The organism is Paenibacillus sp. FSL H7-0357, from assembly GCF_000758525.1.
Lineage (GTDB): Bacteria > Bacillota > Bacilli > Paenibacillales > Paenibacillaceae > Paenibacillus_AQ.
In genome coordinates this window covers 730,704-754,359 of the sequence record NZ_CP009241.1, presented here as the reverse complement: position 1 = coordinate 754,359, position 23,656 = coordinate 730,704, and the positions used below count along the sequence as shown (strand labels likewise).

Sequence of the window (23,656 nt, the reverse complement as noted above, 5' to 3'; positions counted from 1 at the left end):
ACTATATTTATGATCGGTTTGTGTATGTCTTCTAAACCTCGTTTTTAAATATTTTTAGCCTTTCATTGATCTTTTGAGCTTCCTTTTTGTCATTCTTATACGTCAGTAGGTGAACGATAGTGTATACTGCGGCAATTTCCAAAGCCAATAATAGTATACCGAAAGTGCCGTATACGAGATTCAATATTACAGCCAGAGAAATTAATAGGGCTTCCAGAAAAAAGAAATGTAAAATCACTAGGAGGCGCATTTTATTCTCGCTAATCGCATGCGGCGTATATAAAATGATTCCGGTCAAAGTACCCAGAAAAGAGAAAGCCATAATTGTAAAAATCGTCTTTAATTCGAAACTTGCATCAGGATCATAGATTTGCCGCAAAATAGCGATGATTATAATTATGGAGGCGAATACAATTAAGAAATCTCTAATCATTTCTTTTATGAGCTCGGAATACTTCATATAGGTCCCCCTTTTATAATCCAAGCATATGTTTAAGCATTGGCACATACTGCCGTGATATGACTACCTTTTCCCCGTTATCCAATAATGCTTGAAAGCGGCCGCTGATCGACGGATGAATGCTGGCAATCTTAGCTATATTTAGAATGGTCGATTTGGAGGCTCGAAAACAATGTTTCTCTTTGCAAAGTCCCTCCAGTTCATAAAGCTTTTGTTTGACTTCATGAACGTTGTTCTTGCCATACGCAAACACTTTTCCGTCAACAGCTTCAAAATAATAAATATCACTAAGTTTGATGCGGCTGATCTTATCCTCATGATAACCAAGTATAATAAGCATTTCGGTTTTTATTTTATCAACGAGCTCATGTATTTCTTCGTCTACTTGGTGACACCTGATGCGGATCTCCTCTTCTTCTGTATGTTCTATTACTTCGATGGAAATTTTGATAGAAAACACCCTCAGAAATTCTAATTTTTTTAAGTTATTCCAGTAACTGAATCGGTGGTAGGACTTGTGTGTCAATCCAATTACCTCTTCTGAATCCTGTTACTTTTTTCGACTTCAAGACCTATAAATCCTTCTATATAGATTGAATTTAAGATTTTCCCATTTTGGCGAGGAAGTAACTACGGTGAATATTTGGACTTCCGGCCGCTGTTGTCCCCAGATTTCTTGATTTAACCCACTATATGTGGTGGAAATCCGGTGACAAAGGCGGTCGCTATCGCTCCTACAGTTCCAAATTTCCCCTCCGTTACTTTTGCCCTTTTGTGTAGTTATTAAATTCATTCTATATAATAGAACTATTTTATCCAAAATTCACCTTAATAATTTCGGACTAAAAAAGAGAGCTATCCAAGGATGCTCTCATCAAAATTTTCTATAAATGAATTTATTACTCTCTCATTTCCTATCCTCTGACATGTCTACACACTCGACGTCAAAAACAAATATAATTAACCATTACATTTTTTCAAAAAAATAGATGTGTTATTGTAATTTTATACAATGATAACGAGGAGAGATCTGCGATTGAATAAAAACTTAAGTATAGCAAAGGAAGCATTAAGTAACTACTCCATAACATGTAAATCGATTGATTTCATTGCACAAAGCGGAAATACGATCTACAAAATCACTGACCTGGATAACAACAGTTATAGCCTCCGATTGCATATATCCAAAGGTGACGCTCTTGAAAGTTTTTGGAGTAAGCAGGAAGTGATCCACTCCGAAATGGTCTGGCTTCACGCCTTAGCCTTAGATACAGATTTAACCCTGCCTTCACCTTACAAGAATACCCGCGGAGAATTCATTACGACCGTAAACAATACAAACTGCACTTTACTACAATGGGTGGAAGGTGAGCAGAAACCTTTTATCCTTACAATAGATGACGCTAAATATATAGGTGAAATGACCGGTAAATTACATAGGCAAGCCTCTAACTGGAAAATCCCAAGTTTATTTGAACGTCCTGCCTTTGATAGTTCCCGTATATTACAATCACTGGGCAAGCTTAAGGAGCGGGCTAATGCAGGTCTGCTTAATACAAGTGATACCGAACTTCTTCAGATTGCAGGTGGGCAGGTAATTACAATGATGAACTCTATTGAGAGAACGTCCGGTAATTGGGGAATGATTCATGCCGATTTGATTCCAAGTAATATTGTGTTTCATGAAAAAGAGGCGCGGCCCATCGATTTTGGCGCTTGCGGATTTGGTTACTATTTGGTTGATTTGGGCTGGACATTCTCATATATACATCCTTCATTCAGAGAACAGTTACTGAAATCATATTCTAAGTATCATTCATTACCGGATAACTATATTGAGCTATTGGAAGGTTTTTTCGTTGCAGCACAGCTTGAGACCATGAATTTCTGGCTGGGTCTGCCCGACTCTCAGGAGTGGTTACCAGACCATATCAGCAAATTAGCCAGTAGAGAAATTAATGCCTATGTAAACAATGAATCGTTTCTCTTCACAGGTGTTCCGTATTGGGAATAACAATTTATACCGTCATGGGGATGGGCTAGTGGGTGTATACAGCGGAATGGATAGAACACGACGGATTACTACATTGCCGCCATAACGGAAAAAGATTGCCCCAAAACGATGAGCAAGCTTGAAATACCAGCTCTTTTATGGGCAATATTTGAAATACCCGGCCTCCCTGCCTGCAGCAATGGCAAAGTTGAAATGTTCTCAAACGAAAGCATTAGCATACATAATATCTTTCAACCCTGATGTCAAAAAGGAGCCTAACCGGCTCCTTTTTGACATCAGTTTTTTTGGAGTCATCCACGCCACCGACTCCACATGTGCGGGTTTCGTAATTTATTTATTTATTTTGCCGTTTGATTGATAAAATCAACTTCATACTGCCGCTCACCGTATTTTTTTCATTGTCAGTAATATAGGAGTGTTGTTCGATCATGTATTCAGTTAAAATCAAGGCCGCATTGCCCTGTATATCAAGAATGCGCCAATGATACCCGCCAAATGGCAAGATGAGCCGATATTAAAGTCCCTCATTCTCTTTCTCCTCGTCCCCTTACTTTTTATTCGAATCAGGGCGCCGCGGATTGACCGTGCCAAAAATATGATACGGTGTTATCCCATTTGCAAATAGGCTGTCTACCAACTTGACCAATTCTTCCGACGATAGATCTTTGCCGTTGCGTATCCAAAGGCGAAACATAGATATTAATGTTGATATGTAAAACTCAATTATGTATGGTGCTAAAACATCATTTGTTGGAAAGTCCACAATCAATCTCTCAAAGGGAATTTCTCTTTTCAGGCGTTCAACAAAATGAACAGAACCATAGTCGCCCAAGAGGGCTTTAAGAACTGAAATTTCCTCTGCATTTTCCAAGCATTGAAGTGCATCTTGAAAAGTATGTGTAGAAAACTCTCTGCTTGCCATTTCCTCGTTAATGGATTTAAAGACACGCTCTTCAACGCAGTCCAACAACTCATAGATATCCGTAAAGTATTGATAAAATGTACTGCGATTATATCCTGATTGGTTAGCAATCTCTTGAATGGATATTTTTTCAATTGGTTTTTGGCTATATAAATCACAGAATACATTTATAAATGTTTGCCTAGTTTTGTCCGTAATTTCAGGTTGCTTATTCATTATTTGCCTCCATTTTCTGTTCAATCGATTATACGACAGATAATAATAATCTGATGGTTGATGACCGTATAGTGAATCTATACAATAACATTATACAACACGTTGTTTGATCATCAACAAGGATTAATATATATTTTTAGGAGGCTAATATGAGAATTTTATTCTTCGGTAGAGGTGTAATATCGACCCAATATGCTTGGGCTTTTGAAAAGGCAGGGCATACAGTTGAGTTTTACGTTAGAAAAGGGAGAAAAGAAACCTTCGGAAGCAACATAGAGCTTGAAATGTGGGACGCACGAAGAGGGAAACAGCTAATAAAAGAAAGCTGGAACGTCAAACTGCATGAGGAGATGAGCCCAAATTATGATCTCATTATTGTGAGTGTCAACACGGAACAACTTCCAGAAGCAGCACAATTACTATCGACTGCTGCTGGAAACACCCCTGTCCTAATATTCAATAACGTTTGGCAAGATTTGAAATCATCGATCTCACCATTGTCTATGAACAATGTTGTCTTTGGGTTCCCAGGAGGCGGCGGCGGCATCGCGGACAATAGGCTTAGAGGTGGCTTTTTAAAAATGCTATTTCTGGAAAAACCACGGGTAGGCACTGAACATATTAACAACAAGGTCAAAGAACTATTTGAAAGTGCCCATTTTAAAATTAGTTGGATAAAGGATATGCAAAACTGGCTATGGAATCACTTTGCCATGAATGCGGCTATAGAGACCGAGGTGTTAAAACTGGGAAGTTTTCCAGCACTCATGAATCATAGTGACTCATTCGCAAATGTTGGTAAGAATATGAGGGGAATTATCCCTGTACTTAAAGCAAGAGGTGCAAAGATTGATACGATTTCTCTACTGTTAACTAAGATTCCACCGGCACTTCTCGGCACGCTTTTTAACAAGGTTATTTTTGCAAAGGGTAGCTTACCACGACTTTTCATCGAATACAACAATAGTAAAGCAGGTTTTGCGGTACTTGAAGTTGTGAGAGAAGCAAAAAAGTTAGGTATTCCTTTACCACGTCTTACTTTGGCATTTGAAAACACTGAACAACACAAAGCTATTGATAATTCCATATCATAAAAATTTCCAGGATTCTCTGTCATCATGCGGATAATTTTGGCCTTAGATTCTATTTTGCTCCAAGCCTTTCCTTCATTGAGCTTAGCTTTTGATTATCGTGGTAAGCACCTGCCCGTATCACAGCGTTAATACCATAAAGATTTTGTACGCTTTCTATGGGGTTGGCGTCCAGAAGGACCAAATCGGTGTTTTTGCCGATATCCACGGTCCCCATATCATTCATCCGGTCCAGAAATCCAGCCCCGTTCAGGGTTGTCATCTGAAGAACATGAAGCGGCGGGATACCGGCCTTCTCCAACTCGTCTTCGATATCTTAATTTATTGTAGAATCCGATTGTTCTTCTAAAGAGTAAGCCAAAATTTGTGATACATTAGGACTCATTCAGGTAAATGTGGCTCCAAATCACTACTCCCTCACCAACAACACACAGCATTCCACATGCACCGTATGCGGGAACATATCCACCGGAGTTACCTCCACTGTTCTGTACCCGCCATCCTCCAATACCCGCAAATCCCTCGCCAGTGTCGATGGATTACAAGACACATACACCACCCGCTCCGGCTTCATCGCCAGAATCGTATCCAACAGGCGCGGGTCGCAGCCTTTACGCGGCGGATCTACGACGATGACGTCCGGCGTGACACCTTGCTCTTTCCAGTTCGGGATCACGTCCTCTGAGGCACCTACCTCGAACACTACGTTGTTCATATTGTTAAGCCGTGCGTTCGCACGCGCGTCCTCAATAGCTTCAGGCACTATCTCTACGCCGTACACTTTAGACGCGTGCTGCGCCAGGAACAACGAGATTGTCCCGATACCACAATAGGCATCGATTACAGTCTCCTTGCCTGTCAGACCGGCATATTCTACGGTTTTACTGTACAGCACCTCAGTCTGTGACGGATTCACCTGATAGAACGAACGGGCGGAGATGGCGAACTGCACATCGCCGATGTAATCGTAGATGACGTCGGTGCCCCATAAGACACGGGTCTCATCTCCGAAAATGACATTTGTCTTCTGTGTATTGATGTTCTGGCAGATGCTTGCCACAGCCGGCAGCTGTTCGCGGATGCTGCCGAGCCAGGCGTCAAGATGCGGGATGTCGCGGCCGTTCGTGACCAGTACCAGCATCATCTGCCCGGTGCGGAAGGCTTTCTTCACGACGACGTGGCGCAGCAGGCCGCGTCCGGTCTCTTCGTTGTAGGCGGAGATGCCCAGTTCTCTGCCTATGCGTTTTACCGCGGCAACGACGTCGTCGTTATGCTCATGCTGGATCAGACAGGTCTCCATGTCTACGATCCGGTGGCTGCCGCGGGCATAGAAGCCGCCGACAAGGCCGCCTTCGGTGACGCCGATCGGTACCTGAGCCTTGTTGCGGTAACGCCAAGGCTCGTCCATGCCCAGGGTTGGCCGGACGATAATACCGTCAGCCTGGCCACCCGCAGCACCTGCACTGGCCACACTCCCGCCCTCAGCTGCTGCACTTTCTGCCCCGGCAGTCAGATCCGCCGGTTCAACGGCCTCCTTTGCAACAGGCTTCCCAGCACCTGCGCCTCTGCCCGGCGCACCCGCCACCTGCAGCTTCCCGATCCGCTGCAGGTTGTCCACCACCAGCTGGCGTTTCCACGCCAGCTGGGCGGTGTAATCCATATGCTGCAGCTGACAGCCGCCGCATTGGTCATAGATGGCGCAGGGCGGCGCGATGCGGTCGCTGCTGGCCTGCACAAGCTCCAGAAGCTTGGCGTAGCCATACTGCTTCTTCGTCTTAAGCACCTTCGCCCGGACCTTCTCACCGGGGAGAGCGCCCTGCACAAATAGGGTAAAGCCCTCTACGCGGCCTACCCCTTCGCCTTCATGGGTCATGCCGATGATATCGAGCATAACCTCGTCATTCTTATTCACTGGCAGTCCGGCGACAGGCGCCGTGCCTTCCCGGCGGCTTGCGCTGCGTCCACTGCGGTGTTTACTCATATCTATAGGTTCACTTCTTTCATTATCTTCGCTTTTGCAATAAAAGTGCAGGCCAGCCTTACAGCCACCTGCACTTCCCTTCATTTAACTGCCTCAAGGCTTCTGCGCAAAAATCCGCAAATGCTGCGGCAGGATCTGGAATTTACCTGGCAGCGTACCGCCGAGTTCACCATCCAGATTAAGCTGGACATACCCCGGGGAAGTGACTTCCATGGCATCGGTACGGAAATAAACGACCTTCTTATCCTGCAAATGCTCACCGCGGATCGCCAAAGTCACGAGACGGATGAACTCTGCAAGGTTGCATTTCTTAACAGCAATGACGTCGAACAGTCCATCGTCAATGCTTGCATCCGGGGCAAGCTTCTCAAAGCCGCCTACCGAATTGGTGTTGGCGATCAGGAACAGCATGAACTCGTCATGAATCAGCTCCTGGCCATTGGCACGGATGTATAGCTCCTGCGGAGAGAGACTGGCCATTTTCTCAATACCCTTCAGGTAATAAGCAAGCTGGCCCATCATCGTCTTAAGTCTGCTTGGAACCTCGTATGTCAGCTCGGTCAGGCTGCCGCCGCCGGCTATATTAATGAAGTAACGGTCATTGGCTTTGCCGAGGTCAATCAGGCGTGACTCCTGGCGAAGAATCAGATCACAGGAATCCTCCCAGTTCTTCGGAATACCCATAGCCCGGGCAAAATCATTGGTTGTACCCAGCGGCAATACGCCAAGCGGGGGAAGATTCGGTCTCTCCGCCATGCCGTTGATTACCTCATTTAATGTGCCGTCGCCGCCGGCCGCTATGATTAGATCATAAGTTCCGCGTTCGACCGCATCAATTGTGGCTGCCGTAGCATCGCCCTCACCGGTTGTTGCGTGACATGAGGTTTCGATGCCGCCAATATCCAGCCGGTCCAAAATGTCGGCGAGCCGCTTTTTCATTTCTTCCCGTCCAGAAGTGGGATTATAAATCAGTCTCGCAGTTTTCATTACCGGAACGCCACCTGTTTTTATAATAGATAACCTTACTGATTATACCCAATTCTGCACCCCACAAGCAATGCCAGAGCCTGAGGAAGAATATATTTTACTTATTGCAATGACATCAAATCAGCAGCAGCAGCAGAAAAGTATAAATATATGTATGCGGCAGCCACCGAAAAAAACACAATGGATACGCGATCTTTTTAAAGTTAGCGGCTTTAGCGGCTACATCAGTCCGATGATATTTATGCCTGCGCCCGCAGCTTCACCAGCATCGTATTTACCTGCTCTTCGATCCAGTGCGGCAGCAGCGGATGAGGCAGCAGTGTCCGTCCCGAATAAGCATACTTTAATCCCTGAAGTCTCTCCGGAATGACTACCTTGGTGAAATAGCCTTCACTTAAAAAGAGCGGAGCCACCAGTACATCATAGCCCTGCTCCTGCCAATATACCGTCCGGCTTCTGATACTGTCCGGGTTCAGCAGGCCGTAATCGGCCGCCGCCACTCCGCTCACAGTGCGCACACGTTCCGCCAGTGAGGAAACGCCCTGCTCCCAGCGCTGGCGGAAGCCGTCATGCTTGCTGCCATGTCCCACGAGCAGAATCGTCTCCCGCTGCGGATTAGCGGACAGCTCACGGACCTTGTCCCAGATCATGACCGCAATATCCGGATCATCATCGACGGGGTAGCCGAAATGGATACGCGCATTAACCGTAAAGCGTTCAAGATCCGTTTCACGTTCAGGGGCAGCTTTGGCGCCGAGCGCATACTCTATTTCATCAATATGCGTACTTCCCGAAGACACAAACAAGGGGATCACAATAATATCTGTGACCCCTGCATGTTCCAATTCATTTATACCATCCTGTATCAGACAGCCCTCTACCAGCTCCAAAAAAGAAACCGCCACAGGCAGCTCCTTCTCCAGTGATAAATGGCCGACGGCTTCTTCAACAATCGAAACCCATGTCTTGTCCCGTGAGCCGTGACTAATAATAAGTACGCCCGGCTTCATCAATTATCGTCCCAGACGTTCCAGTGTAAGCTTATACCCGTCATTTCCGTAATTTAGGCAGCGTTTCACACGGGAAATGGTCGCCGTGCTTGCTCCAGTCTCTGCTTCAATCTGATTATAAGTAGAGCCTTTGCCCAGCATCCGCGCAACTTCCAGACGCTGTGAGAGCGATTGGATTTCGTTTACTGTGCAAAGATCATCAAAGAAAACATAACATTCTTCCATATTTTTCAATGTCAAAATAGCCTCAAATAATTGGTCAATACTTTTATCGTTTAGCTTCTTAAGCTGCATCGTAGATCATCCCCTAAAAGTTTGGTCAGCATTAGCCTCATTGAATAAGCATCGTACAAAACTGACATTAAATACATAATTTAATATGACTATCTTGCCTCTACTATATTGTACTGGAGCAGTTTTTTCAAGCATTAACGGTTTCACGCTGTAAAGAACGAAAATCATGGACAAACGTCCACCCCAGGCGCACACAATTTATGTATTCGACAGTCTTCCTTCAAAATCCTTATAGGATTACCGCCTTAATTATAGTACTACATAAGCACCGAAAATCAAGCATAGACACGGTTTCTTCACTTCCCGTCCTTCCTTGTAGGCATTCGCCCTTTTCCGCTACTATCCCGGTAACCCGGGCATTCGTCTATACCTTATGTTCGCCCATGACATACAGTATAGCAAACCACTAACGAAGGAATGTGATGTTATGCCTCATCATTACTATAATCATTCCCGCCGGGATGGGCGTTCGCTGGCCGGGCCGTACACGTCTTCCCCCTATCCCGGTATCACTTCATATGCGCCGCCTGTTCCCGTGGAAACCGGATTGCTTCCTGCCCTTGGAGCGGAAGCTGCCGAAACAGCGCTGGCCCTGCCTGCCGCTGAAGCCGCCACCGCCAAAGCAGGCGGATTGCTGGGCAGTCTCGGCGGACTCGGCAATCTCGCGAATATGGAGCAGATCAAAGGTATCGTCGACCGGCTGGGCGGAATTGACGGCATCGTAAACTCCATGGGCAAGGTGCAGAAGGTGATGCAGGGTTTTCAGCAAATGGCCCCTATGGTTAAGCTCGTAATGGGAAGCTTCGGAAAAGGCAAAAAAAGCGGGGCAGGTGCGCTCGCAGCGGAAGAGGATGCCGCTCTGTACAGCCCCAAACGGCGTAAAAAAAGACGCTCCGCTCCGAAGCGCCGCAATTCCCCGCCCAAGAACCGTAAAAAAACGGCTCCTGCCTCCAGTAAACGCCGCCGCACTTAAGCGGTGGCGTTTACGCTTCCTTTACTTAAACCATCCGCTCCGCCGGAACCATCTGAACATCCCCACTCCGAGCAACAGCATTAGCAGCAGCACCAAGGGATAACCGTACGTCCAGTGGAGCTCCGGCATCACCTGGAAGTTCATCCCGTATATCCCGGCAATCAGGGTCAGCGGCATGAATACAGTAGTAATTACCGTGAGGGTCTTCATGATGGAATTCATCCGGTTGGAGTTAAGCGAAATATAGCTGTCGCGCAGATCAGCGGTCATTTCCCGGTCCACCTCGATCATATCGGTCAGCTTCAACAGATGATCATAGATATCGCCAAAATAAATCCGTTCCTCTCCATTGCTCTGCACATGCTGCGAATTGAGGATCCGGTACATCAGGTCGCGCATCGGCACAATCGTCCGGCGCAGCTTAAGCAGCCGTCCGCGCACATTGAAGACCTGGCTCATAAGCTCTTCCACTGACTCGCTGCCGCCGCTGCTTTCCAGATCGGCCAGTTCATCTTCAAGGCTGTACAGGCTAGGAAAATACTTATCGACCAGCTTGTCCATTACGGTGTAGGCTGCCGCAATTGGACCGCCCGACCAGCCTTTGCGGCTGTGAATCTCCGATTGCACCGAAGCCCAGGCCTCATCCATCTCCGACTTCTCCTGATGGTGATAGGACACGAGAAAGTTTTTGCTCAGAAACAGGTCGACCTCTTCCGCCTCCAGCGTGCGCTCATTGAGCGCATGCAGCACAAAAAACTGCACATCCTCGTAATAATCCAGCTTCGGCCGCTGCAAGATATGCATACAATCCTCAATTGCCAAGGGATGAAAATGAAAATAGGTGTCCAGCAGCAGGGACTCCTCCGCCGTAGGCATAGCAAAATCCGCCCAAATCCAGGCATAATCAGCAATCACTATATTTTGCAGTGCCAGCCCTGTCAGCACTTCACCCTGATGTGTTATCACTAATGTACGTATCATAATGAATCCTCCGTTTGTTCCTACTTACGCCTTTCAGCAGCTTCATGTTACCATTGTACCGCATGAGGCATCCCCAGCCCAAATGTTGATGTGAAGCCTACCCTGCTTACATCTCTGCGCAAAAAAATAACCACCAGCCTGCTGTTCAGCAGTTCCGGAGGTCCCATGATCCCTACATCTATAGTTGCACCTTAGCGGCCCAGGCCGTCCAGCAGTTCCAGATGCAGCACTTGCAGAAATTTCTTGATATTCACCTTAACCTTGCCGGAATCCCGGCCCTGCTCGATCTCCCTCATCTTCAGCCGCACCTCCTCAAAATCAAAATAAAGCGGCGCGTAATATTCGAACTTGGGATTCCCGTAATCCGTCAGTCCAATGGAGGCCAGATTCGTCAGTCCGGCAGACAACGCGCGGCGCAGTCGCTGTTCAATCGCTTTCACCTCTTTCGCTGCTTCGGCGGGAACGGTTTTATAGCTGGCTGCAGCCATTTCGTAGAGTTCCTTAAGCGGTGGGAGACTTCCGCGGTTACTGTGCGTTGCGGCCAGCTCCATCATCGTGATAATATCGCGGCTTCCGCTTTCGGACACCATGCCCATATTCATCAGAATCGGCTGAATGATCTCCCGTACGGAACGTTTACTGATCTGCACCGGCGGCAGTCCGAACTGCAGTCCCTCCAGCTTGCTGAGGCTAGATTTGATCTCATCCAGGTAGCGGTTAATCGCATAACGCTCGTTCACCTTATACAGCACGGCCTCCACTTCGATCTTATTGATCGGTTTGCGGATGAAGAACTCGATTCCGCTGCGGTAAGCGCGGCCTACCATGTCACTGTTTTCAATTTGCGAGATCATTACGAATTTGGAGCGGCAGCCCTGGGCTTGCAGCGAGATAATTGTCTCGATCCCATCCTGATCCGGCATGAGCAGATCCATCAGTACGATGTCCGGACATTCACTTAAGATCAGCCGTACCCCGTCCTGCCCGCATTCCGCGGTACCCGCCACTTCGCCAAGCCCGCTATCCTCAATGATATGCTGCAGCATTCTTCTGGCGGCCGCATCATCATCCACTATACAGAAAGAAAGCGGCATCCTTTATTCCTCCTTCCGCAGCTTTGCCGTCGGTAAAATAATCTGAAACATCGCCCCTCCGGTATGGGAGGCCTTATGAACCGTAATCTCGCCCTCAAATGCATCAACAATATCCCGCACATGCGAAAGTCCGATTCCCGTAGCAGCAATACCTTCTTCATCAAATTTCGTTGTGAACCCGGGCTCGAACAGCAGCTCACGATCACGTTCCTTAATTCCGCCGCCGCTGTCAGTTACGGTGAGGATCGTAGACCCGGCTTTCTCATAGATATCTAGGGATACGATCCCTATTCCTTTTATAACCTCAACCGCATTGGCGGTAAGATTGTTCAGCAGGGTAAGCAGTGGAATGTAGCTTGCGGTGGTATAATCGGAGTCTTGGGGAATATGGGTACTGAAGCTGATACTCTTACCCAGCATTTCGGCGTACTTGGCATTGCTCTTCACGGTAAAACTCAGGATGCCGGATAGACGCATGTCCCCGGTAACCTCGCGCTCCACCAGCTTCACCAGACCGGCCAAAATCCGCTGGGTATCCTTCTTCACCTCATGAATCTGCTGGGTAATATCCAGTACCTGGCGGCTGTATAACTGATGCTCCTCACCGGCCTTAAGATTCCGATATAGGTCATAGCTGCTCAAGGTAACACTCTCCAGTGTTCCAATCGACTTCTTCAGATAAAATACTTCACCGTAGAGGCCCGAGCCGAATCCGAGCATTTGCTCAATCCGCTGCTTCTGTTCTCTTTGCGCGATTCGCAGCTGGCTGACGGAAATACTGCTGTACACACCGGTCGTAAAATACGTGCGGATGACAGCAATAACCATCAGATAAGTCCATTCATTCAGCCGGAAAGAGGCCGAGTCCAGCACAATCAGCCGGGTCAGCAGCTCCATTTCATTCGACACCAGATCAATAAGCGACGCAACACCGCCAAGCACAAGCGGATGGAAGGTATCCAGCCGGCTCTTAAGCAAATGCATCAATATTGCGAAGACAATATAATAGACCATTGCTGAGAAATGGCTGGTTAAACTCTGCACAAAGCTCAGCTCAGCGCCTCCCGCAGCATCCAATCCGGTACGAAACAGCAGCACGACAATGCCTGTGGCAATACCTGTACTAATGTAAGGCAGCCGCCTCATTAAAAGCAAAAACAGCAGAAACGCACTGCTGCCCATTGCAATCCGGAAGATGTCGCCATCAAACGGATTTATTTTGAATTCACCGGCCAATGCCGTCCCGGCGGCTACTATGATAATCTGCGCATATTTGGATTTCAGTATGAAATGTCCCATCGCCCACTGCTCCTGCCAAAGATGTTGACAATTATACTACCATAACCGCCTCTGCTTTCCTACGCTAAAGTACACGATCCCTGTCCGTCAGACCACTTTATTCTCCAATCTTCGCGAGAGGATCGACAGCAGGAAATTGACTGCAAAGTAAATCAGTGCTACGAGCAGCAACGTAGGAATTGCGTAGCTGTAGCCGTGCCCGATGACAATCCCGGCGTTATGCATCAGCTCCGGCAAAGAGATCACAACTGCGAGCGAGGTATCTTTTAGCAGTGAGATGAATTGGCTTACCAGAGGCGGAACCATACGCCGCAATCCTTGAGGCAGCACTATATGCCATAAGGTCTGGAAATTGCTGAGTCCGGAGGATCGCGCCGCTTCAATTTGCCCCTTGTCAATCGAGGTTAATCCGCCGCGCACAATCTCAGCAATCATTGCAGCTTCAAATATCGTTAATGCGGCAATAGCCGCCGTGATCAATCCCAGCTTGATCCCCACCTCCGGCAGCGCAAAACGGATGAAGAAAATAATCAGCAGCAGCGGCAGATTACGGATCAGCTCCACCAGTACGAACATTACCGGCGACAATACCGGCACTTCCGAATAACGGATCACTCCCATAATACAGCCAATGACAAAGCTCAGGATGATCGATACAAAAGCCACGATGAGCGTAATATACAGCCCATCCAGCAGAAACTTTAAATTATCAATGGAGTATGCGCCGGTAAAATCCAAAATAGTAACCCTCCTTAGGTGCTTTGCATGGGAAGTGTTGAAATGTTGATATACGGACGGATGTTTGTCCGTAGGGTTTGGAGTGGGGAACGTGATGCGGTAGCTGGCTGGAGGCTGGGGCTATGCTGGATGCATGGATTCTAAAGATGCGGGCTTGGTTCGAGCCGGTGACGGGTAACTGCGGTGAATGTTTGGACCTCCGGCCGCTGTTATGTTTGGATTTCCTGATTTGAACCGCTGGCCGCGGTAGAAATCCAAACATAAAGGCGGACGCTAAAGCTCCTCCAGTTCCAAAATCCCCCTCCGTTACTTTCACCTTCTCTATGCCTGCTTATCTTCATCATTATTTATCCGGTATAGCCTAGGCTTCCAGGCAGGCGCTATCGCTTCCGCCCCCACAGCGCCAAACCCTCTCTCCATTCATTCCTTCTTATCAACTGGAATTCAAAGCTTCGCCAAGCAAAGCTAAGATCGCGAGCCATTGATCGAAGACCTGTTATCCCGGCCTTCTCTCATCCTTACGAACCTTAAACCGCAAACCTTACAGCCGCTTCACGGACTGTAAAACCTTAACCCTAAACCGCAAACCTTACAGCCGCTTCGCGGACTGTAAACAACTAATAATTCACCCCATAAAACATCCTATTCTAGTAATTGCGCTGCAGACGGCGCTCCCATACCCGCACGCCGTAGCTGAGCGGAAGAGTCAATACGAGATAGAACAGCGCTACGAAGATGTAGGTATCGAATGTGCGGTATGTTTCAGTTGAAATGCTATCTGCAAAATACATCAAATCAAGACCGGCGACGATGGTCAGCACCGAGGAGTTTTTAATCAGGTTAATAAACTGGTTGCCAAGCGGCGGGATGACCAGCTTAATCGCCTGCGGGAGAATGACATGCAGCATAGTCTGTATGTAGCTGAGTCCGGACGAACGTGCGGCCTCCATTTGTCCTTTGGGAACAGCCATGATTCCGGCGCGGATCGCCTCGGCGATAAAGGCTGAGGTATACACGGCCAGGCCGATGGTTCCTGCCTTGAAGCCATCAAGTGTGAATCCCAGTGCAGAAGGACCATAATAGAAAATATACACCACGAGCAATAGCGGAATATTACGGATAAACTCGACGTAGCCCGTTCCGAACCAGCGCAGCCCCTTCACAGATGTAATGCGGAAGACTGCGATTACTGTACCCACCAGAAAGCTGCCGAGGAGAGCGAGTACGCTGGAGAGTAAAGTGCCCTTAAAGCCCTCCATATACTGGCCGAAATAATCGGTTAATATCGTAAAATCCATGGATCTCACCTACCCTTGCCTAAAGATGCTTGCTCACTTGCCCCATTCGTCATCCGTTTGATCTTACAGGCAGAAACGGCAGAGCCGCCCTTTAAAGGACGGCTACCGTTCATGCAAGGACCAATGGTGAATGCAGAGCATGATGTCAAAGATGCCTGACCAGCCTTATTTTGCCGGAGCTTTACCGATCCATTTCGTATAGATGGCATCATAGTCACCGCTTGATTTCAGTTCGGTCAAGGTATCATTAATGGCTTTAACTACATCGGTGTTGCCCTTCTGTACAGCAATGCCGTAAGGTTCGTCGGTGAACGGTTCGCCTACAACCTCGAAGTTCGGATCCTGCGAAGCCATACCATACAGGATGGCATCATCTGTTGTTAACGCGTCCCCTTGACCCGCCTTCAGGGCGCTGAACGCATCCTGGTAGTTATCAAATTCCAGTACAGTTACACCCGGAACCTTTTCTTTAATGTTTTTGATCGAGGTTGCACCCTTGGAGCCGAGTATCTTGGTATCCTTCGTTACATCCTCAAGACCGGTGATCGTACTACCCTTCTTTACTAGCAGCGATTGTCCGGCTTGGAAATAAACGTCGGAGAAGTCAACCTCCTTCTTGCGCTCTTCGGTGATGGTCATGGTAGCGACAACCATATCGATCTCACCATTGTTCAGCATTGGAATCCGTGTCTTGGAGGTTACTTCCTTCAGTTCAATTGCGTTCTCGTCACCGAGGATATGTTTGGCAATGGCTTTGGAAATGTCGATGTCGAAGCCCTCCACGTTGCCCGATCCCGGATCTTTCAGTCCGAACAGTCTCGTATCGTATTTCACACCTACCAGCAGCTTGCCGCGTTCCTTAATCTTGGCAATAGCTTTGGAATCCGTAGATCCCCCTGAAGCATTGTTGCCGCCTGCAGCATTGTTGCTGTCCCCGTTGTTGTTACCACATCCGGCAATTACGAACAGGGCAGCAGCGATCATCAGCACACTTAACCGTTTGAAGCTTTTGGACATTTTCATTTCTCTTCCTCCCCTTATTGCTGTCTATTTGGTTAATGACTTAATACACGGCTGAGAAATGTGCGTGTCCGCTCTTCCTGCGGGCTGGCGAAGAACTGCTCCGGCTCCGCTTCTTCTACGATTTGTCCCTGATCCATGAAAATAACCCGGTCCGCAACCTCGCGGGCAAACCCCATCTCATGGGTGACCACAACCATCGTCATGCCTTCACGGGCCAGCGTCCGCATCACGTCCAGCACCTCACCAACCATTTCCGGATCCAGCGCGGATGTCGGTTCGTCAAAAAGCATTATTTTCGGCTTCATCGCCAGTCCCCGGGCAATCGCCACGCGTTGCTGCTGGCCGCCTGACAACTGGGACGGATAAGCCAGAGCTTTATCGGCAATCCCTACCTTTTCCAGGTAATACATCGCTGTCTTCTCCGCTTCCGCCTTGGAAAGCCCCAGCACCTTGATCGGTGCCAGTGTAATATTGTCGATCACCTTTTTATGCGGATACAGGTTGAAATGCTGAAACACCATTCCAATTTCTTTGCGCAGCTTATTGATATCCGTCTTGCGTTCATTTACAGTTATCCCGTCTACGGTCAATCCGCCGCTCGTAATCGTCTCCAGCCGGTTAATGCAGCGCAGCATTGTGCTTTTACCTGAGCCGGAAGGACCGACCACGACAACCACTTCCCCTTCCTGAACATGCAGGTCGATTGCTTTCAGTACATGAAAATGTCCGTAATGTTTGTCTACTTGATGAAAGTCGATCAACGACAGGCCTCCTTTGCCACGCTTTTTAAGTTCTTGCACAATCTTCGAACCGTTCTCTGTCAGCTATGGTAACACTTAAAACACACCTTACTTTAAAGACTACGAAATCCTACATAATACTACGCGAATCACAAATTTTTCATGTCATTTTCTTTTTTAAACGTGATATATTTCCTTTTCTTTTACCTCTGATTAATGCATTTTATCGGGATTGCGTTACTTTTTGTGACATTCCTCTCTTGAAATATAAAAAGACACCTTTCGGTGTCTCCGCTCTGACCCTATTCCATTCATCTAAAAAGACAACAAAAAAAGATGTCCGCAGCCATCCGTGGCTTCCGTGACATCTTCATACCCGTGCTCTAGAAGAAAATTGTGAAGATAACTCCCGCCAGCACTGCACTGATCGGAATTGTAATAAACCAGGTAACGATAATCCGTCCGGCAACTCCCCATTTCACAGCGGAGAAGCGTTTGGCAGAGCCTACACCAAGAATAGAGGATGTAATGGCATGCGTTGAACTTACCGGCAAATGCATCAGCGTGGCCGAGAAAATAACAGAAGCCGCGGATATATCCGCTGCAAAGCCGTTGATCGGCTCGATTTTGAAAATCTTGGTTCCCATCGTCTTAATGATCTTCCAGCCGCCAATCGAAGTTCCGAGTGCCATCGACGTGGCTGCAGCAATCTTAACCCACAGCGGAACCTCCATAGTCTCCAAACGTCCCGAGGTCACGAGCGCAAAGGTGATAATCCCCATCGCCTTCTGGGCATCATTCGTGCCGTGCGTGAAGGATTGCAGCGCCGCTGTAATGATCTGCATCGAGCGGAAGCCTTTATTCACCGTGTGCGGACTGCGTTTGGCGAAGATCCATTTCAGTATCGTCATAACAATATAACCAATGACAAAGGCAATGAGCGGGGAGAAAATCAATCCTTCCACAATCTCAACAAAACCGCTCCATTTGATGTGGTCCGTACCGGCCCCTACATATACAGCACCGGCCAATGCCCCGATAAGTGCATGTGAAGAAGAAGAAGGAATCCCCAGCCACCAGGTAACCAGATTCCAGATAATCGCGGCTATCAGGGTAGCTATAACAATATCAATCCCGTTATCTAGCAAGGTAGGGTCGGTAATGCTGCCGCCGATCTTCTTGGCGACTCCTGTAAACATCAGAGCCCCTACAAAGTTCATCGACGCCGCCATAATGATAGCGGTACGCGGCTTTAGCGCCCGTGTGGAGACGGAGGTGGCGATTGCGTTGGCTGTATCATGGAAGCCGTTGATGAAATCGAACGCAAGCGCGAGAAATATAACAAAACCTAGCATAAATAATGATGTTTCCATATTTCAGAGCCCCTTATGAGTTGCGCATGATGATTGATTCCAGCATGTTGGCTACGTCTTCACATTTATCCGTGGTCGTCTCCAACCGCTCATACAGCTCTTTGCGCTTGATCAGCTCAATCGGGTCTTTTACGGTCTCGAATAAGGCTTTGGTGCAAATGCGAAGCACTTCATCCCCTTGATTCTCCAGATCATTCAGACGAATGGTATACTCACGAATCGCCAGGAGTTTCTTCTGGGACAGCAAATGAACGGCTTTTTGGATTTCATAGGCAGATTGGCGCAGAATTTCCGCGAATTGAACGATATATTCATCAGGGTCCAGCAGGTTATACATATAGAAACGCGAGGCCGAAGCTTCCAGGCCGTCAATGACATCGTCCATACTGGTAATTAAGTCCATAATGTCGTCGCGTTCCAGCGGCGTGATGAACGTCTTGTTCAACTCTTTAATAACGGTGTGCGTGTAAGTATCGCATTGGGATTCGTACTTCTTCATCACCGCAGCGAAGTTTTCGACATTCTCCTGGAGAGTTGTAATATTCTGAGCGAAGTAATCCGCAGCCTGGACAATGGTGTCAGCCATATTTTCCAGCGTCTCAAAGAAAATGTCCTTTTTTTTAAACTTCATTAGTTTAAACCCCTTTACATAAAATTGCCGTGAAAACTTGAAGCCACTCATATGTAAACAGCATGAAAATGAATGACAACCCTTGTTATCTTATCATATCAATAGAAGGGATAGAAGTAAAAAGAACGAACTTTTTTACACTATATTAACAATTCCCAGTAATAACAGAAATAATTCTCTGAACAGCCATTTTTCAGGTTTGGAATCACGTTGTACTTGGAACCGCTGTATAGTTCACATGGCTGCTGAAGGCTGGCGCATTAGGGACGATCAGAATATGTGTGATGCCTGGATACATCAGCGCTTCTGTCCCGTCACTCTTCACAAACCGGATGACATCGTCCGGCTTGCGTGACCATTTGCCTTTGATCACCTGCCCGCGCTGAAACAGCAGCGCTTCGCCGCCCAGCTCCACATCAATCTGCAGTCTGCCGACATCATCCAGCACCTTATGGTCCGATCCAATCACCATGACATTCGCCGCTTCCACAGGACTGGCATTATTCAGATCCAAATGCGGCTTCCCGTTCACCCAGCGCAGGTAGGTCCGCGTCTCGGGATTATATTTATAACCTACGTTATAACTTGTCAGCAGAAAGTTAACATTTAACTCCACAGCAGCCTCACCTTCAGTCGGCAAGAAATCCGGATCGGTGAATGGATACCCGGGAACCTGGGCTTTCTCCGCATACCCCAGCCTTCCGGCACCCTCCCGCAGCTTGGCTGCATTGCTGTAGAGGTTATGCGGAGCTTTGCGCTCCTTGTCCCGCCAGAAATAGGCACCGGCCCGGCCGATCTCATCCATATCCTCCTTCTTCTGACCTTGCAGAATCGCATATGCAGCAGGACTGCCGCCGGCATGTACCGTGACCGCCCCATAACTCTCACCGATATCGATCAGATAAGGGCGGATACTGCGGATAGGTCCGATTTTGACGACTCCGGTATGACTCTGGAAGATCCCGATCAGCCGGGTAATTCCGCCTTCAGCCAACACTTCGTACAGAATGTCCGCTTCGCTGATACCGGACTGCGGCCGGGCAGCGGGTGCATTATTGATCATTACAGCCAAAGGCCTCAGCAGCTCCCCTTGCACCGGAAGCCCGGTCAATCCGGACAACTGCCCCGTGTTAGCAGGATCGGTTGTCGGCGACGGCTCTATGGAAGCAGTTGGCACCGGAGACAGTGTTGGCGATGGGGACGGGGCAGGCAGATTCTCCGCGCTTGGTGTTCCGCAGGCGGAGAGCAGCAGTGCAGTAAGCATAAGACCGGATATGAGACGGGAAGAATAGCGGTTCATGGTCATAAACTTGTTGTTCCTCCTAAAAGTTTTGTGAGCTTAACTTCATAGATTCTACTCCGTACAAAACTGGCTTCGAAAGCATGTGCTTAAAGTTTTGTAGCTTTACTTCTTTGAATTCACTCCGTACAAAATTCACTTCGTACAAAACCCGTATCGCGTTTCTTCCATTTAATCACAGGCTAGCAGATTTGTCTTGCACACTGCCTTCTTCATCCGCAAAATAAAAAGGATACAGCCCGCTATCGGCTGTATCCTATGTTTATTGTATGAATTTGCGCTAGTCTACCATCCAGCAGTTCAGGCTGAGTGTTCCGTATTGATACGCCTGAATCATCAGTTGTGCCCGCTTGCCTTCATCTGCGGTGCCCATAATATAGAAGAGCGGAACAAAATGTTCCCTTCCATAAGACGGAACCGCTTCGCGCACATGTGGTGCCTGCTTCTCGTACGCGAACAAAGACGGCAGATCCCATGCCGCAAGTCCTTTGGCAACCCACGCATCGAAATCGAGTGCCCATTGCTCGGGTGTATCATCCTGCTTGAGCAGCCGCAGATTGTGGACTAATCCTCCGCTTCCAATCAGCAGTATTCCCTCATCCCGCAGCGGAGCCAGCATTCGCCCGATAGTATACTGTTCCTCGGGAGAGCGCAAAGAATCGACGGATAAAGCCACTACCGGAATATCGGCCTGCGGGAACATCTTCTTCAGGATCACCCATACGCCATGATCAAGGCCGCGCCCCAGAACAGGCTGATGGGCGAGATTATTCTCCTTGAAGAGCTCGGAAATACGGTTGCTGAGTGCGGGATCACCCGGGGCAGGATAGGTCAGCGAATACATTTCTTCCGGAAATCCATAGAAATCATGCTGCGTCTCATGCTGTGCGTCCACGGTAATCAGCTGCTCAGGGCTATCCCAATGCGCGGAGAAAACTACAATACCGCGGAGCTTCCCCAGATCCTGACCAAGCCGCTCCAGGAAACGGGTGTACTCATTATCCTCCAGAGCGAGGAGCGGAGAACCGTGCGCAATAAAAAATGCCGGTAATTTCATAGGGTGCCAACCTCCATAACCCAGTATATGGTGTGCCCCTTTATTTTACCGCTAAATCACAGTTATTGCTAATGCTACATATCACCTATATCATCCAGTTCTGCCATTCCTGCTGCAGATGCTCCTGCTGGTTCATCCACTCCCGGGTCCGTTTCAGCACCTGCTCCTGCGCCGGGCCTGAGGAAAAGGTATGGTCTCCCTGAAAAATGATCTCCTTGTCGCAGCGTCCCTCCGGCCGGGTCCAGAACAGCTTCTGATAAAGGAAGGCATAATCAACCGGAATGACATCGTCGGAGGTTCCATGAATAACGAGCACATCTCCACTGAACTTGCCGGCCTCCTGAAAAGGCTGGAAAGCAGCCAGCGAGTTGAAATATACCGGAGTAAACGTATATCCGGCGTAATCGGACGACCCGCTCTTCACCGACCGGTCATAAGCTTCCCTTCCTACAATCTTTACGATATCATTGAACGGATAGCCGACGGCAGACCACAGGACCAGATTCTTCACCCTCCGGTCGCGGACTCCGGTCAAGAGAGCTACGGCACCGCCGAGACTGTGTCCGATAAGCGTAACGCGTTGCGGATCCACATCTGCAGAACCGATCCCGTAATCAAGCACAGCCCGGGTCTGGGCAATCATGGATTCCATATCCTCGCTGCCGTAATTCCCGGTGCTCTCTCCGCATCCCGCATAATCAAAGCGGATCACCATATATCCGTCCTGCGCCAATTCACGGGCAGCCTTGACAAAGATCCGGTCAACGCCGATCCGGCTGCCTACAAAACCATGGCAAATAACCGCCAGAGGCACACGGTCCTTGCAGCGGCCGCTGCTCCCCTTTTCACGCGATGGATAGTGTATGCTTGCTGTGAGCTCCTCCTGGTTATGCCGGATAATAATGTTCCGTTCCATGGCCGTATCCTCCTCTAAAAGTAAAGCTATTCCAAAGTACAATAATTCCGATTAATTTAGTGTGATTTATATCTTTATTATACGGTTTACGCTATTATTGTCAACAAGAAGCCAGCGGAAATCAATAATGACCGAAAAGGCCCCTTCCGCTCCCAAAGGAACAAAAGAGGCCCCTGTCCGCAAAACTCACTCAATCGTAGCTGTCGTGAAACATATCATGGGTTTCCCGTCTGCCTTCCCAATCCTCCAGGCCGTTATCCTGGTCCTGCCCCGCTGCGTCCCACAGGCTGAAGCCGTCGGAATTGCCCCAATCGCCCACTTCATTAGCCTGCGCAGGCGCGAAGCCGTCACCCATGAATTTGCCTGGTTCTTCTTTTTTCTCATGTCCCATAACGCTGCCTGCCTTCCTATAAGCTGTATTTGGTGAAGCAACTTCAAACTTCATTATCAGTGTTCACTCTTCCAAAAGGATTATTCACGGGACAGGAAAATGGATGTCCTTGCACACAACAGCCGCCCAACCGTATACTCTAGGTTATAGGCTATCTCGATCAAGACTACTGGAGGTTTACATCCATACTATGAAAGTCAAAGCTATGATTAAACAAAATAACGTTCTGCGCGAGCAGATGACACCATCTAACCGCTTTTATATGGAAGATATGATTCTGGAGATGCGGAGCAGCCGGGTAGAAGCTGTCCGCGCGGAGGAACTGCTGCTGGAAGCAGCAAACCTTATGCTGCGGGAACAGAGTAACGGCAAAGATGCCAAGCAAATATTCGGAGAGCATCCGGGAGATTATTTCCGGGAGATCATAGACAGCATTCCTGAACGCCCTATGCGCAGCCAGTGGAACTATTACTTGATGATATCCTGGGCATCTCTGACGAGTCTGTTCGCCGTACTCGCGATTGCCGGGCTCATCCTGTTATGGATCACCGGATCAGCAGGCATATTCAGCCAGATCAGCCTGTTTACGATTCTGCTCGTAGGCGCAGGCTCCGTGGTTATTATTGAACTGCTTATGAAATGGCTGTCCTCCCTGTCCGAAAGCGATGCACCCAGACCTAAACCCTTCGATCTCAAAGGGCTGGGCGTCTATGTCGTGATCGTCATCATCGCCGTATTTGCCGGGGCATTCCTCGAAAACTTGTTTCCGGTCATCTCTATCTCCCCCTGGGTGAGCCTGATTCTGTGTCTGGGCGGAGGGCTTGGACTGAAACTTATATTCTTCAGATCATAGATTTCTTATTCTAC

The 23,656-nt window shown here is 48.2% G+C and carries 25 protein-coding genes; 4 read left to right on the top strand and 21 right to left on the bottom strand.

Annotation, left to right across the window (positions count from 1 at the left end; genetic code table 11):
- Positions 1–31 precede the first annotated feature (31 nt).
- Together H70357_RS03365 and H70357_RS03360 are read right to left on the bottom strand one after the other, a co-directional pair.
- A complete protein-coding gene (locus tag H70357_RS03365) occupies positions 32–460 on the bottom strand; it encodes a DUF3021 family protein (protein ID WP_038585750.1) in 429 nt (142 codons plus the stop codon).
- Between the two features lie 13 nt (positions 461–473).
- Positions 474–986, bottom strand: coding sequence for a LytTR family DNA-binding domain-containing protein (locus H70357_RS03360; RefSeq protein WP_231578374.1), 513 nt, complete (start codon positions 984–986; stop codon positions 474–476).
- 510 nt (positions 987–1,496) lie between these two features.
- On the opposite strand from H70357_RS03360, the gene H70357_RS03355 reads away from it, so the two are divergent.
- On the top strand, positions 1,497–2,474 hold the full coding sequence (locus tag H70357_RS03355) for a phosphotransferase enzyme family protein (protein ID WP_038585747.1): 978 nt from the start codon (positions 1,497–1,499) through the stop codon (positions 2,472–2,474).
- A 547-nt stretch (positions 2,475–3,021) separates the two neighbouring features.
- Here H70357_RS03355 and H70357_RS03350 read toward each other — a convergent pair.
- Positions 3,022–3,612, bottom strand: coding sequence for a TetR/AcrR family transcriptional regulator (locus H70357_RS03350; protein WP_038585744.1), 591 nt, complete (start codon positions 3,610–3,612; stop codon positions 3,022–3,024).
- A 149-nt stretch (positions 3,613–3,761) separates the two neighbouring features.
- On the opposite strand from H70357_RS03350, the gene H70357_RS03345 reads away from it, so the two are divergent.
- Complete coding sequence (locus tag H70357_RS03345; protein ID WP_038585742.1) at positions 3,762–4,706, top strand: ketopantoate reductase family protein; 945 nt, start codon at positions 3,762–3,764, stop codon at positions 4,704–4,706.
- 49 nt (positions 4,707–4,755) lie between these two features.
- Here the strand turns inward: H70357_RS03345 and H70357_RS03340 are convergent, their stop codons facing one another.
- The 5 genes from H70357_RS03340 to H70357_RS03320 form a co-directional block, all read right to left on the bottom strand.
- The gene (locus H70357_RS03340) at positions 4,756–5,004 is read right to left on the bottom strand and encodes an amidohydrolase family protein (protein ID WP_076110188.1); all 249 of its coding nucleotides are present in this window, start codon (positions 5,002–5,004) and stop codon (positions 4,756–4,758) included.
- Between the two features lie 108 nt (positions 5,005–5,112).
- Positions 5,113–6,684 (bottom strand): 23S rRNA (uracil(1939)-C(5))-methyltransferase RlmD, encoded by a 1,572-nt coding sequence (rlmD, locus tag H70357_RS03335; RefSeq protein WP_038598520.1) that lies wholly within the window; start codon positions 6,682–6,684, stop codon positions 5,113–5,115.
- Positions 6,685–6,777: 93 nt separating this feature from the next.
- On the bottom strand, positions 6,778–7,671 hold the full coding sequence (locus H70357_RS03330) for a diacylglycerol kinase (protein ID WP_038585736.1): 894 nt from the start codon (positions 7,669–7,671) through the stop codon (positions 6,778–6,780).
- A 239-nt stretch (positions 7,672–7,910) separates the two neighbouring features.
- Complete coding sequence (locus H70357_RS03325; RefSeq protein ID WP_038585733.1) at positions 7,911–8,684, bottom strand: sirohydrochlorin chelatase; 774 nt, start codon at positions 8,682–8,684, stop codon at positions 7,911–7,913.
- The gene (locus tag H70357_RS03320; RefSeq protein WP_019913624.1) at positions 8,685–8,975 is read right to left on the bottom strand and encodes a YerC/YecD family TrpR-related protein; all 291 of its coding nucleotides are present in this window, start codon (positions 8,973–8,975) and stop codon (positions 8,685–8,687) included.
- A gap of 427 nt (positions 8,976–9,402) precedes the next feature.
- Between H70357_RS03320 and H70357_RS03315 the strand changes: the two genes are divergently transcribed.
- Complete coding sequence (locus H70357_RS03315) at positions 9,403–9,948, top strand: hypothetical protein (RefSeq protein ID WP_038585732.1); 546 nt, start codon at positions 9,403–9,405, stop codon at positions 9,946–9,948.
- A 21-nt stretch (positions 9,949–9,969) separates the two neighbouring features.
- On the opposite strand, the gene corA is transcribed toward H70357_RS03315, so the two are convergent.
- From corA to H70357_RS03250, 13 genes are all read right to left on the bottom strand, one after another.
- Positions 9,970–10,929 carry a magnesium/cobalt transporter CorA gene (gene corA / locus H70357_RS03310; RefSeq protein ID WP_038585729.1) on the bottom strand — a complete coding sequence of 320 codons (960 nt, stop codon included), beginning with the start codon at positions 10,927–10,929 and terminating at the stop codon, positions 9,970–9,972.
- 191 nt (positions 10,930–11,120) lie between these two features.
- Positions 11,121–12,023 carry a response regulator gene (locus H70357_RS03305; RefSeq protein WP_038585726.1) on the bottom strand — a complete coding sequence of 301 codons (903 nt, stop codon included), beginning with the start codon at positions 12,021–12,023 and terminating at the stop codon, positions 11,121–11,123.
- A gap of 3 nt (positions 12,024–12,026) precedes the next feature.
- A complete protein-coding gene (locus H70357_RS03300; RefSeq protein WP_038585723.1) occupies positions 12,027–13,322 on the bottom strand; it encodes an ATP-binding protein in 1,296 nt (431 codons plus the stop codon).
- Positions 13,323–13,409: 87 nt separating this feature from the next.
- On the bottom strand, positions 13,410–14,060 hold the full coding sequence (locus tag H70357_RS03295; RefSeq protein WP_038585720.1) for an amino acid ABC transporter permease: 651 nt from the start codon (positions 14,058–14,060) through the stop codon (positions 13,410–13,412).
- Positions 14,061–14,707: 647 nt separating this feature from the next.
- Positions 14,708–15,358 carry an amino acid ABC transporter permease gene (locus H70357_RS03290; RefSeq protein ID WP_038585717.1) on the bottom strand — a complete coding sequence of 217 codons (651 nt, stop codon included), beginning with the start codon at positions 15,356–15,358 and terminating at the stop codon, positions 14,708–14,710.
- Positions 15,359–15,523: 165 nt separating this feature from the next.
- Complete coding sequence (locus H70357_RS03285; protein ID WP_442950455.1) at positions 15,524–16,381, bottom strand: glutamate ABC transporter substrate-binding protein; 858 nt, start codon at positions 16,379–16,381, stop codon at positions 15,524–15,526.
- 32 nt (positions 16,382–16,413) lie between these two features.
- A complete protein-coding gene (locus tag H70357_RS03280) occupies positions 16,414–17,142 on the bottom strand; it encodes an amino acid ABC transporter ATP-binding protein (protein ID WP_038585714.1) in 729 nt (242 codons plus the stop codon).
- 362 nt (positions 17,143–17,504) lie between these two features.
- The gene (locus H70357_RS03275) at positions 17,505–18,494 is read right to left on the bottom strand and encodes an inorganic phosphate transporter (RefSeq protein ID WP_038585711.1); all 990 of its coding nucleotides are present in this window, start codon (positions 18,492–18,494) and stop codon (positions 17,505–17,507) included.
- 13 nt (positions 18,495–18,507) lie between these two features.
- Complete coding sequence (locus tag H70357_RS03270) at positions 18,508–19,125, bottom strand: DUF47 domain-containing protein (RefSeq protein WP_038585709.1); 618 nt, start codon at positions 19,123–19,125, stop codon at positions 18,508–18,510.
- Between the two features lie 205 nt (positions 19,126–19,330).
- The gene (locus tag H70357_RS03265) at positions 19,331–20,431 is read right to left on the bottom strand and encodes a DUF3048 domain-containing protein (RefSeq protein WP_038585707.1); all 1,101 of its coding nucleotides are present in this window, start codon (positions 20,429–20,431) and stop codon (positions 19,331–19,333) included.
- Positions 20,432–20,705: 274 nt separating this feature from the next.
- The gene (locus tag H70357_RS03260; RefSeq protein ID WP_038585705.1) at positions 20,706–21,482 is read right to left on the bottom strand and encodes a DODA-type extradiol aromatic ring-opening family dioxygenase; all 777 of its coding nucleotides are present in this window, start codon (positions 21,480–21,482) and stop codon (positions 20,706–20,708) included.
- Between the two features lie 85 nt (positions 21,483–21,567).
- Positions 21,568–22,398, bottom strand: coding sequence for an alpha/beta hydrolase family protein (locus tag H70357_RS03255; RefSeq protein WP_038585703.1), 831 nt, complete (start codon positions 22,396–22,398; stop codon positions 21,568–21,570).
- 190 nt (positions 22,399–22,588) lie between these two features.
- A complete protein-coding gene (locus H70357_RS03250; RefSeq protein ID WP_156130804.1) occupies positions 22,589–22,789 on the bottom strand; it encodes a hypothetical protein in 201 nt (66 codons plus the stop codon).
- Between the two features lie 190 nt (positions 22,790–22,979).
- On the opposite strand from H70357_RS03250, the gene H70357_RS03245 reads away from it, so the two are divergent.
- Positions 22,980–23,642, top strand: a complete 663-nt coding sequence (locus H70357_RS03245; RefSeq protein ID WP_038585699.1) for a DUF1129 family protein — start codon at positions 22,980–22,982, stop codon at positions 23,640–23,642.
- The last annotated feature ends 14 nt before the right edge of the window (positions 23,643–23,656 follow it).

What these genes read in the sequence shown, in the direction of transcription:
- H70357_RS03285 (WP_442950455.1), bottom strand. Translation starts at nt 16,381, where the DNA reads ATGAAAATGTCCAAAAGCTTCAAACGGTTAAGTGTGCTGATGATCGCT.
- H70357_RS03265 (WP_038585707.1), bottom strand. Translation starts at nt 20,431, where the DNA reads ATGACCATGAACCGCTATTCTTCCCGTCTCATATCCGGTCTTATGCTT.
- H70357_RS03255 (WP_038585703.1), bottom strand. Translation starts at nt 22,398, where the DNA reads ATGGAACGGAACATTATTATCCGGCATAACCAGGAGGAGCTCACAGCA.
- H70357_RS03245 (WP_038585699.1), top strand. Translation starts at nt 22,980, where the DNA reads ATGAAAGTCAAAGCTATGATTAAACAAAATAACGTTCTGCGCGAGCAG.
- corA (WP_038585729.1), bottom strand. Translation starts at nt 10,929, where the DNA reads ATGATACGTACATTAGTGATAACACATCAGGGTGAAGTGCTGACAGGG.
- H70357_RS03345 (WP_038585742.1), top strand. Translation starts at nt 3,762, where the DNA reads ATGAGAATTTTATTCTTCGGTAGAGGTGTAATATCGACCCAATATGCT.
- rlmD (WP_038598520.1), bottom strand. Translation starts at nt 6,684, where the DNA reads ATGAGTAAACACCGCAGTGGACGCAGCGCAAGCCGCCGGGAAGGCACG.
- H70357_RS03330 (WP_038585736.1), bottom strand. Translation starts at nt 7,671, where the DNA reads ATGAAAACTGCGAGACTGATTTATAATCCCACTTCTGGACGGGAAGAA.
- H70357_RS03305 (WP_038585726.1), bottom strand. Translation starts at nt 12,023, where the DNA reads ATGCCGCTTTCTTTCTGTATAGTGGATGATGATGCGGCCGCCAGAAGA.
- H70357_RS03300 (WP_038585723.1), bottom strand. Translation starts at nt 13,322, where the DNA reads ATGGGACATTTCATACTGAAATCCAAATATGCGCAGATTATCATAGTA.
- H70357_RS03315 (WP_038585732.1), top strand. Translation starts at nt 9,403, where the DNA reads ATGCCTCATCATTACTATAATCATTCCCGCCGGGATGGGCGTTCGCTG.
- H70357_RS03320 (WP_019913624.1), bottom strand. Translation starts at nt 8,975, where the DNA reads ATGCAGCTTAAGAAGCTAAACGATAAAAGTATTGACCAATTATTTGAG.
- H70357_RS03290 (WP_038585717.1), bottom strand. Translation starts at nt 15,358, where the DNA reads ATGGATTTTACGATATTAACCGATTATTTCGGCCAGTATATGGAGGGC.
- H70357_RS03275 (WP_038585711.1), bottom strand. Translation starts at nt 18,494, where the DNA reads ATGGAAACATCATTATTTATGCTAGGTTTTGTTATATTTCTCGCGCTT.
- H70357_RS03270 (WP_038585709.1), bottom strand. Translation starts at nt 19,125, where the DNA reads ATGAAGTTTAAAAAAAAGGACATTTTCTTTGAGACGCTGGAAAATATG.
- H70357_RS03250 (WP_156130804.1), bottom strand. Translation starts at nt 22,789, where the DNA reads ATGGGACATGAGAAAAAAGAAGAACCAGGCAAATTCATGGGTGACGGC.
- H70357_RS03350 (WP_038585744.1), bottom strand. Translation starts at nt 3,612, where the DNA reads ATGAATAAGCAACCTGAAATTACGGACAAAACTAGGCAAACATTTATA.
- H70357_RS03260 (WP_038585705.1), bottom strand. Translation starts at nt 21,482, where the DNA reads ATGAAATTACCGGCATTTTTTATTGCGCACGGTTCTCCGCTCCTCGCT.
- H70357_RS03365 (WP_038585750.1), bottom strand. Translation starts at nt 460, where the DNA reads ATGAAGTATTCCGAGCTCATAAAAGAAATGATTAGAGATTTCTTAATT.